General features: G+C 61.1%; 4 protein-coding genes. 1 reads left to right on the forward strand and 3 read right to left on the reverse strand.

The window, feature by feature from the left end; genetic code table 11:
• Positions 1–67: 67 nt before the first annotated feature.
• The 3 genes from KKQ10_RS15685 to KKQ10_RS15695 form a co-directional block, all read right to left on the reverse strand.
• Positions 68–1,426, reverse strand: a complete 1,359-nt coding sequence (locus KKQ10_RS15685) for an HlyD family type I secretion periplasmic adaptor subunit (RefSeq protein ID WP_215501612.1) — start codon at positions 1,424–1,426, stop codon at positions 68–70.
• Between the two features lie 160 nt (positions 1,427–1,586).
• A complete protein-coding gene (locus tag KKQ10_RS15690; protein ID WP_127649818.1) occupies positions 1,587–3,746 on the reverse strand; it encodes a type I secretion system permease/ATPase in 2,160 nt (719 codons plus the stop codon).
• Between the two features lie 168 nt (positions 3,747–3,914).
• Positions 3,915–5,273, reverse strand: coding sequence for a TolC family outer membrane protein (locus tag KKQ10_RS15695; protein WP_215501613.1), 1,359 nt, complete (start codon positions 5,271–5,273; stop codon positions 3,915–3,917).
• A gap of 532 nt (positions 5,274–5,805) precedes the next feature.
• Between KKQ10_RS15695 and KKQ10_RS15700 the strand changes: the two genes are divergently transcribed.
• On the forward strand, positions 5,806–7,320 hold a 1,515-nt coding region (locus KKQ10_RS15700), incomplete at its 3' end, for a retention module-containing protein (protein WP_215501614.1).

Raw genomic sequence — 7,320 nt, forward strand, 5'->3', positions numbered from 1 at the left:
ATTCCAAATGCAGGAGTGAGCCTGCTCGCGATTGCAATTGTTCAGTCGACGCAGGTTACGGCGAGATTTACCTTTCGCGCATCGCCTCGGTCCGGGCTTTGAGCACCGGTTTGAGCAGGTAATCCAGCACACTTTTCTCCCCGGTAATAATGTCCACCGTCGCCACCATCCCCGGGATGATCAGCAGCGGTTTCGCATCCCCGCCCAAATGGTTTTTATCGGTGCGCACCTGAATCAGGTAGAAGCTGTTGCCCTTGTCATCGGTAATCGTGTCGGCGCCGATCAGCTCCAGTTTCGCGCTCAGTCCACCGTAGATCGTGTAGTCATAGGCGCTGAACTTGACCATGGCTTTCTGGCCCGGGTGCAGGAACGCGACGTCTTGCGGCCGGACCTTGGCTTCGATCAGCAGGTTGTCTTCCAGCGGGACGATTTCGACCATGTCGCTGCCCGGCTGCACCACGCCGCCGATGGTGTTGACCTTGAGCTGCTTGATCACCCCGTGCACCGGTGAGGTCACGGTGGTACGGCTGACGCGGTCGTCGATGGCGATGCTCGAGGCGGTGATTTTCGACAGGTCGGTGCGCTTCTGATTGAGGTCCTTGGCGGCGTCGGAGCGGAAGGTCTGTTCCGATTCGTCGATCTTGCTCTTGATTTCGTTGATTGCCGATTCGGCGCGGGGGATCGCCAGGGTTGTCGCGTTCAGCGAACCGCGAATTTCCACGGCGCTGCGCTTGAGCCGCAGGATTTCCACCGGTGATACCGCGCCAGTGCCAACCAGTGGCGCCGACATGTTCATCTCTTGCTGCAGCAGCGCCAGACTGGAGCTGAACTGGCCTTGTTTGGAGCGGAACTCCGCCAGCTCCTGAGTCTTCTGCCGCAACTGTTCGGTGAGGGTACGTTGCTCACTGGCCAGCCGCCGTTGGCGCTGGTCGTACAGCGCCCGCTCGTCTTCGGCGACCTGTGGCGCCTTGGCGATCACCTCGTCAGACAGCTTGAACGGGCGCCCCTCGGCTTCGGCGGAGAGGCGTTCGACTTGCGCGGTCAGGGCGTAACGGTCGGCCTCGCTTTCACCCTTGTTCGACAGGAAGCGCGTGTCATCCAGGCGCAACAGCTTGTCGCCCTTGTTCACCATCTGCCCTTCACGCACAAAAATTTCGGTGACGATGCCGCCTTCAAGGTTCTGGATCACCTGGACCTTGCTCGACGGAATCGCCTTGCCTTCGCCCATGGTCACTTCATCGAGCACCGCAAACTTGGCCCAGACCAGCGCGCTGATCAGCAGCGCCGCCGCCAGCCACACGGTGATCCGCGACCAGCGCGGCGAATCCTGCAACGAAGCGCCGGCGGTTTCCGGCATGAATTCGGCTTCGGCGCTTTTGCCGAAACTGTCGAAGTAGCCGCGTTCTTTCGAAGATGAAGCTGACATGCGGCGATACCTCTCAATCAAGACAAACCAAGTCAACGCGAACCTGTGGCGAGGGAGCTTGCTCCCGCTTGGGGGCGCAGCGCCCACAAAAACTTTGGGGCTGCTGCGCAATCCAGCGGGAGCAAGCTCCCTCGCCACAGGGGGTGTATTGGCAACGCATCTAGACCGCCGCCGAGCCGACACGGCCCTTGCGCAGTGCATCGATGACCGCTTCTTTCGGACCGTCAGCGACGACCCGGCCGTTGTCCAGCACCACCAGCCGGTCCACCAGACTCAGCATCGAGGTGCGGTGGGTGACCAGCAGCAGCGTCTTGCCTTGTACCCAGCCGTGGAGCTTCTGGCGCAGCACGTCTTCGCTGCTGTTGTCCATGGCGCTGGTGGGTTCGTCGAGCAGCATGATCGGCGGGTCGAGCAGCAGCGCCCGGGCCAGCAGCACGGCCTGGCGTTGGCCGCCGGAGAGCAATTGCCCGCGCTCGCCCACCGGCCGGTCGAAACCTTGCGGATGCTGGCGTGCCAGTTCGGTGACGCCGGTCAGTTCGGCGACTTCGAGCATGCGCGAATCGCTGATGTAACGTGCGCCGAGGGTCAGGTTGTCGCGCAGGCTGCCGGCCAGCAGGGGAAGGTCGTGGGCGACGTAACCGATCTGCTGGCGCAGGTCGGCGACATCCAGTTGTCGCAGGTCGAGACCGTCGAGCAGCAACTGGCCTTCTTCCGGTTCATAGAAACCCATTACCAACCGCGCCAGAGTGCTTTTGCCCGAGCCGCTGCGGCCGATGATGCCGATCCGTTCGCCGGGTTTCATGCTGAAGCTGATGTTGCTCAGCGCCGGCGCGTTCTGGCCGTTGTAGTGAAAGGTCACGCCGCTGACGTCCAGCGCGCCTTGCAGTTGCGTGCGCTCCAGTGGCCGCTGCTTGCCGTCGCGCTCCTGGGGCAGGCCCATTAGCGCGTCGGTGCTTTTCATGGTCAGTTGCGCTTGTTGGTAGCGAGTGATCAGTCCGGCAATCTGCCCCAGCGGCGCGAGCACGCGGCTGCCGAGCATGTAGCTGGCGACCAGCGCACCGACGCTGAGGTTGCCGGCGATGATGCTGTAGACTCCGGCGACAATCGTCGCCATCCCGGAAAACTGCTGAATGAACAGCGTGCCGTTGGTCGCCAGCGCCGAGAGGTTGCGCGCATGGCTGTCGAGGCGGGTGAGGGCACCGTGGGTGCTTTCCCATTTGTGCTGACGTTCGCTTTCGGCGCTGCAGGCCTTGAGGGTTTCCAGGCCGCCGAGGGTTTCGATCAGCAGCGCTTGGCGTTCGGCGCCCAGGCTCAGGCTTTTTTGCACGGTGTCGCGCAGGCGCACCTGAATCGCCAGGGCAAACATGATCGTGATCGGAAACGCCAGCAACGGAATCACTACCAGCCAGCCGCCGAGCAGACCGATCACCACCAGCATCAACACCACGAAGGGCAGGTCGATCAGGCTGGTCAGGGTCACAGCGGTGAGGAATTCACGCAGGCCCTGAAAGTCGTGAATGCTTTGGGCGAAACCGCCGATGGTCGCTGGCCGCGCTTTCATGGCCATGCCGGTGATGCGTTCAAATAAAGTCGCGGAAAGGATCACGTCGGTTTTCTTGCCGGCGGTGTCGAGCAAGTGCGCGCGCACTACCCGTAGTACCAGCTCGAAACCGGTGCCGATCAGCAGGCCGATGGCCAACACCCACAGGGTCGAAGTGGCCTGATTGGGCACCACGCGGTCGTAGGTCTGCATGACGAACAGTGGCACCATCAGGCCCAGCAGGTTGATCAGGAAACTGGCGAGGATCGCGTCGCTGTACAGCCATTTCGACAGCTTGAGGGTGTCGCGAAACCAGGCGTGGACCCGCGGCACCAACGGTGAACGCAAGTCTTCGAGTTCGTGGCGCGGACGGGCGAACAAGGCCTGGCCGCTGTAGTGTTCGGCCAGCTCTTCACGGCTGACCCATTGCTCGCCACCATCGGCTTCGCTGGGCAGGATCAGCGCCTTGCCGTCGTCGGCGAAACGCCGTAGCACTGCGGTGCGTCCGTCCTTGAGCAACAGCAGAATCGGCAGATTCAGTGCGGAGATGTCTTTCAGTTCACGCCGCAGCAAGCGCGCCTGCAAACCGGCCCGGGCGGCGGCACGGGGCAGCAGGTCCAGGCTCAGGCGTTGCTTGTTCAGGGGCAGCCCGGCACTCAGGCTGGCGCGACTGACGATCGCGCCGTGGAGTTTGCAGAGAATCAACAGACCGTCGAGTAACGGATCATCGAAGCTCAGCCGCGGATCGACCCCGGAGTGGCCGGGTTCCATGCTGGTCATATTGATCGCCTCTGTTGTACGGGCCTGGCTATCGACACATCACCCCTGTAGGAGCTGCCGAAGGCTCGGGCCGCGATTGGACGATCTTTTGATTTTGTGTTCTAGGAATCAAAAACAGAATCAAGATCAAAAGATCGCAGCCTGCGGCAGCTCCTACAGGGGTTTACCTCATTTCAGTTCAGGCAGGCGTGCTTCGTTTTTGACTTCGGTCGCCGCAATCGCATCCGCCGGCAGCACCACCCGTTGCTTGCTCAGCAACTGGCCCATGTTCGCCAGCACGCGGTACATCGAATATTCCTCGGTGTAGCGGATTTCGGTGTAGCGGCGGTTGGCGTTGTAGAGCTCGTTTTCACTGTCGAGCAAGTCGAGCAGGGTGCGTTGGCCGAGGCCGAACTGATCCTGATAGGCCGCGCGCACACGTTTGGTGGTTTCGGCGTATTCGCGGGCGGTCGGGGTCTGTTTCTTCGCGTTGACCATGGCGTTCCAGGCCAGGTGAATGTTCTCGTTCAGCTGACGCAGGGCGTTGTTGCGGATGTCCATTGCTTGGTTGATCTGGTGCGCATCGGACGCCAGACGGGCCTTGTCGCTGCCGCCACGGAACAGGTTGTAGTTCATGATCACGCCCACGCGCCATTCGTTGTCGTGGCCTTCATCGCCCTGCACGTTGTTGTTCGCGCCTACCGCCGCTTCGGCATCGAAACGTGGGTAGAACGGCGACTTGGCGACTTCGTACTGGCTCTCGGCCGACTGTACGTCCGCCTGGGCGGATTTCAGGTACGGGTTGTTCTCGACCATGCTCTGCTGGGCTTCCGGCAGGCTGGCGGGCAATTCGCCGCGGGTCGACGGTGGCGCTTCAAGTTCATCGGGCATGCGCCCGACCACGGCGTAGAAGTTCGATTCGGCGTCGGCCAGATCGACTTCGGCGGTGTCGAGGTTGTTTTGCGCCAGCGCCTTACGGGCGACCGACTGGTCGGAGTCGGCGGTGCTGCCAATGCCGCGCTCGGTGCGCAGGCCGATCTGATCGTTGACGCGCAAGTGCGCTTGCAGGTTGTTCTTGGCCAGGGTCACCAGTTCGCGCCGCTTGAGCACTTCGAGGTAGACCTCAATGGTGCGCAGGGCCAGATCCTGTGCAGTGCCTTGCGCGTAGTAGGCGCGCGAATTGGACACGCCCTTGGTGCGCTCGACCTCGTTGGCGGTGTTGAAACCGTCGAAGATCATTTGCCGCAGCCGCAACTCGGACTGGGTGTAATTGAGAATCGAGGTGTGGTGGTTACCCAGCGAACGGGTCGTGGTGTTGTCGCTGTAACCGCGCCCGTAAGCGGCATTCAGATCGACGGACGGATAGAAGCCACCCTTGGCCACTTTCACTTGTTCATCGGCCGACAGCTTGGCGTCCACCCGCGAGGCGAGTTCCGGGTGGGTGGCGATGGTGCTTTGGATCGCTTCTGTCAGGTTCATGGCCTGGGCTTGGGACGTGCAAGCCATGGCCAGTAAAACCGCGCTGCAGAGGGGGGTTAAAACGCGCATGGGGTGCATCTCCCTGGTCCTGATGGTGCGTTACTGTCGCCAAATATTTGACGATATTTTGAGGGGCAAGCGTTTCACTCTTGTAACAACAGAGCTAAGAACATCCTGAAGCGTAGCTAAGAAAAAATTTTCATAAGGCTTATGCCGAAAAAAACTTATGCGCTTGGCAAAAACCGGCACATTGTTCATGGCGAAAGCCTTTGTTTAATGCGCTTTAGGGAGCACGGAAAGGCTTGAGGAAAGTTCCATTCACTTTGCGACATACGGCGAAGTAATGCTGAAGGGGAGGGACGCGTAGCGGTAGATGAGTGACAGATTTTTGTCGCTCGGGTGATTCACCACCGTTACGTAGCGTTAGTGGGCCTGCTGCATCGATCAGGAATCCGAAGTGCCTGAAAGCACTGAAGTTTCCTTGTTTGCGCAACCTGCGAAACGAACTGTCGAGGTGCGAGCGTCACCCCGGCAACCCGATTGAGCCATGGGCTGCTTCGCGAACCAGTGCCGACGGTGGTCGGCAGCGGAGGAAATTCACATGGCAACGCTCATCGGGATCGTCACTAAAGTCATTGGTCAGGTTTTTGCGCAGGGCACCGACGGCACGCGCCGCGCCCTGGTCGAAGGTGATCGTCTGTATGCCGGCGATCAAGTGATCACCGGAGCAGAAGGCGCCGTCGCCGTTCATCTGCAAAATGGCCACGAGTTGACCCTGGGCCGCGACAGCAGTATGACCATGTCCGGGCAATTGCTGGCCAATCAGGCCGTGCATGTCGATTCCCCTGAAGCGCTGACGCCCAGCGAAGCGCAACTGACCGATGTCGAACAGATCCAGAAAGCCATCGCCGCCGGTGAAGATCCGACCAAAGCCGCGGAAGCGACCGCTGCGGGGCCGAATGCTCCGACCGGCGTGCCAGGCGCGGTGGGCGGCGGCCACAGCTTTGTGCTGCTGACTGAAGTCGGCGGGCGGGTTGATCCGGTCATCGGCTTTCCGACCGCCGGGTTCAACGGCATCCCCGAATTTCCCGAAGAGCGGCACAACGCAGTCATCGACAACGGTAATGACAACGCCGCGCCGATCGTTGTACCACCCCCGCCCGTAAACAATCCGGTCACCCTCACCGGTCTTGATGTGCAGGGTGGCGAACTGACGGTCAACGAGGCCAACCTGCCCGATGGTTCGGCCAACAACAATGGTGCGCTGACCCAGAGCGGCAGCTTCACCGTCAATGCGCCAGACGGTTTGACCAGTCTGAGCATCGGCGGCATCAGCGTCATCGTGGGCGGTGTGCCGATCGGTTTTCCGCAGTCGGTCACCACGCAATTGGGCAGCACCCTGACCATCACCGGTTACAACCCGGCCACCGGCACAGTGACCTACAGCTACACGCTCAACGGCAACGAAACGCATTCGGCCGGCGACGGCGCGAATACGCTCAGCGAGCAGTTCACCGTCATTGCCGGCGACAGCAATGGCGACACCGCCACCGGTACCCTCGACGTCAATATCACCGATGACGTGCCACGAGCGGTGGACGACAGCAACGGTATTGCTTCAGAGACGTTGCTGACCCTCACCGGCAACGTCCTGACCAACGACGTTCAAGGTGCTGACCGCGTACCCACCGGCCCCGTGACCGCCGGCACTTTCACCGGCACCTACGGCACCCTCGAACTGCACACCGACGGCACCTACACCTACACGCTGAACACCACCGACGCCGACTTCAAAAATCTGCACGGCGGCGGCAATGGCACCGAAACTTTCGCCTATACGATTACCGATTCGGACGGCGATACCAGCACTGCGAACCTGGTGCTGCAGATCCACAACAACGACGATCCGGTGATCATCAACGGCCTGGATGTAAATGGCGGCGAGCTCACCGTCTACGAAAAAAACCTCAGTGACGGTAGCGCGCCAGATTCCACCGCGTTGACCCAGAACGGTACGTTCACCATCACTGCACTGGACGGCGTCACTACCCTGACCGTTGGCGGCATTGCGGTTGTCACCAATGGCGTCGCCGCCGGTTTCCCGCAATCGGTCACC

The sequence above is a fragment of the Pseudomonas sp. MG-9 genome (assembly GCF_018729515.1).
GTDB lineage: Bacteria > Pseudomonadota > Gammaproteobacteria > Pseudomonadales > Pseudomonadaceae > Aquipseudomonas > Aquipseudomonas serboccidentalis.

Coding starts and splice junctions, on each gene's coding strand:
- KKQ10_RS15685 (WP_215501612.1), bottom strand. CDS start 1,426: ATGTCAGCTTCATCTTCGAAAGAACGCGGCTACTTCGACAGTTTCGGC.
- KKQ10_RS15690 (WP_127649818.1), bottom strand. CDS start 3,746: ATGACCAGCATGGAACCCGGCCACTCCGGGGTCGATCCGCGGCTGAGC.
- KKQ10_RS15695 (WP_215501613.1), bottom strand. CDS start 5,273: ATGCGCGTTTTAACCCCCCTCTGCAGCGCGGTTTTACTGGCCATGGCT.